Source organism: Cellulomonas sp. (assembly GCF_036279715.1).
Classification (GTDB): Bacteria; Actinomycetota; Actinomycetes; order Actinomycetales; family Cellulomonadaceae; genus Cellulomonas_A.
The window spans coordinates 1-2,651 of sequence record NZ_DASUIR010000095.1 but is presented as its reverse complement, the minus strand read 5'-3'; the positions used below and the strand labels follow the sequence as shown (position 1 = coordinate 2,651).

Annotated in this window: 2 protein-coding genes and 1 pseudogene; all 3 read right to left on the bottom strand. The window is 72.8% G+C overall.

Features of this window, described 5'->3' with window-relative positions:
• A pseudogene (locus tag VFW79_RS09515) lies at window positions 1–683 on the bottom strand (hypothetical protein); the annotation flags it as partial.
• A complete protein-coding gene (folP, locus tag VFW79_RS09510) occupies window positions 680–1,621 on the bottom strand; it encodes a dihydropteroate synthase (protein ID WP_329677069.1) in 942 nt (313 codons plus the stop codon). The pseudogene VFW79_RS09515 and the gene folP, both read right to left, overlap by 4 nt.
• Before the next feature lie 13 nt (window positions 1,622–1,634).
• Window positions 1,635–2,462, bottom strand: a complete 828-nt coding sequence (locus tag VFW79_RS09505; protein ID WP_329677068.1) for a TIGR00730 family Rossman fold protein — start codon at window positions 2,460–2,462, stop codon at window positions 1,635–1,637.
• Between the last annotated feature and the right edge of the window lie 189 nt (window positions 2,463–2,651).

Sequence of the window (2,651 nt, the reverse complement as noted above, 5' to 3'; positions counted from 1 at the left end):
ACGACGACCGCCATCGGGAGAGCGACCGCGCGGGTGAAGCCGAGCGCGAGCACCGCCAAGGAGGCCCACGCGTACCGGCGCTCCACGATCGCGAGCAACGACGCCGCGACGAGCAGCAGCGCGAGCGACTCGGTGTATCCGATCTGCAGGACCGCAGCGGACGGGAACAGCCCGAGCAGCACGACGGTCGCCAGGGCCAGCCCCGGGCGGGCGGCCACGGCGCGTGGCGCGCCACGCTCGATGAGTCGATACACCACGACCGCGGCGACCGCACCGAGCGTCAGCGCCACGAGCGGGGCCGCGACGTACCAGGGCGCACGGCTCAGGATCATGACCCCGCGCACCAGGAACGGGAACAGCGGGAAGAAGGCCCACGGGTTCTGCTGCACGAGCCCGTCGGCGCCGTGGGGCAGCACCGCCGGGTACCCCTGCTCCGCGATCGTGCGGTACCAGGTCGCATCCCACATCAGACCCGTGAAACGCAGGTACGACGGCTTGGCCGGGGTCCAGTAGTTCGCGACCTGGAACTGCGCGACGACGACGAGCACAACCGCGCTGAACGCCCTGGTCGCGAGGTAGGCACCCAGCGCGCGCCCCCACCACGGCCACCTGCGCGGGTCGGCCCGCAGGGCCCACGACGACTCCGGTGCCCGCTCGACGACGCCGGCGACCTCGCCGTTCACGCGAGACCCCGCACGGCTCGAGCGGGCGCCGCGTCGCCCCGGATGGCCGCGACCATGTCGAGCGTCCGACGGGTCGCCCGCACGTCGTGCACGCGGAACACTCGCGCTCCGAGCCAGGCCGCGACCGACGTGGCCGCGAGCGTCCCCTCGAGCCGCTCGTCGGGCGGCAGGTCGAGGGTCTCCCCCACGAAGTCCTTCCGGGACAGCGCCACCAGCACGGGGTGGCCCAGCGCCACCAGGGCCTGCGTGCGCCGCACGAGGTGCAACGAGTGCCACGTGTTCTTGCCGAAGTCGTGCGTCGGATCGACCAGGACGCTCGCCGGGTCGATACCGAGGCTGACCGCACGCGCGGCCGCGGCCGAGAGCACGCGCACCACGTCGTCGACCACGCCGTCGAGCGGGTCCCCGAGGCCGGCCACGCCGGGTTCACTCCGGGGGTACTCGACCCGGAGCGGATCGGTTCGCGGCCGCGCGCCGCCGGTGTGCGAGCACACGACGCCGATGCCGAACTCGGCGGCCACCTCGACGAGCCGCGGGTCGTGGCCCGCCCAGGTGTCGTTGAGCAGGTCGGCCCCCGCGAGCGCCGCCACTCGCGCGACCTCGGCCCGCCACGTGTCGACGCTCACGAGCAGGTCGGGGTGGCGCGCACGCACGCGCTCGACGAGAGGCACGACCCGGGCGATCTCCTCGGTGGCGTCCACGCGCGGCCCACGGCCGGCCCGCACCCCGCCGAGGTCGACGACGTCGGCACCCTCCTCGACCGCGCGCGCGACAGCGGCATCGGCTCCCGCGTCGTCGTAGCGCGCCGGCGCGTAGAACGAGTCGGGCGTGCGATTGACGACCGCCATCACGACGGGGCGGTCCGGGCCGAACGTCCGTCCACGCAGGCGGACGTCCGCTCCCGCCGCGGGGACACCGCCGATGACTGCGCCGGTCATGACGTCCAGACGGTCACGAGCCGTTGCCCTCGGCGGCCCGCCGCCTGGCCTTGGCCTCCCGGCGCACCGCGTCGAGCTCCTCCTTGCGCAGCTCGGCTCCCCGCTCGCACACGATGCGCACGGCCTCGTCGGGGTCGTCGACGACCTTGAGGAGCTCGAGGTCGTCGGGGTTGATCATGCCGCGGTCGACGACCGGACCGGCGATCCAGTCGAGCAGTCCCTGCCAGTACGCGCTGCCCACCAGCACGATCGGGAAGCCCGTCACCTTGTGCGTCTGCACGAGCGTGAGCGCCTCGAAGAGCTCGTCGAGCGTCCCGAACCCGCCAGGCAGCACCACGAAGCCCTGGGCGTACTTGACGAACATCATCTTTCGCGCGAAGAAGTACCGGAAGCTGATCCCCAGGTCGACCCACTGGTTCATGCTCTGCTCGAACGGCAGCTCGATGCCGAGCCCGATGGACAAGCCGCCCGCCTCGCTCGCGCCCTTGTTCGCGGCTGCCATGACCCCCGGGCCGCCGCCCGTGATGACCGCATACCCGGCCTCCACGAGACCCCGGCCGACCGACTCGCCGATCTGGTAGTCCGGGTGGTCGACCGCGACCCGGGCAGAGCCGAACACGCTCACCGCGGGCCCGATCTCGGCGAGCGCCCCGAAGCCCTCGACGAACTCGCTCTGGATGCGCATGACCCGCCACGGGTCGTCGTGCAGCCAGCTTGTGTCTCCGTCGCCCGAGAGCAGTCGCTGGTCGGATGTCGTCTTCGGGATCTGGCTGCGCCGCAGGAGCACCGGGCCCTTGCGGTAGCCCGTGCCTGGGGCTTCCAGGGCGTCGTCGCTCGTCATGGCACCGACTCTAGGGGGTCGTGATGTGGGTACGCGGTGCGGCTCGTGCTGGTCAGCAGCCGGGGCCGTGGGGGTTGGTCAGGCAGGTGTCGGCGACGAGGTGGGTGCGGCGTTCGACGACGGTCAGGGGTGGGTGGGTCGTGGTGGTGGTGGCGGTCCCGGTGATGGGTCGGGTGGTGGGGTCCCCGG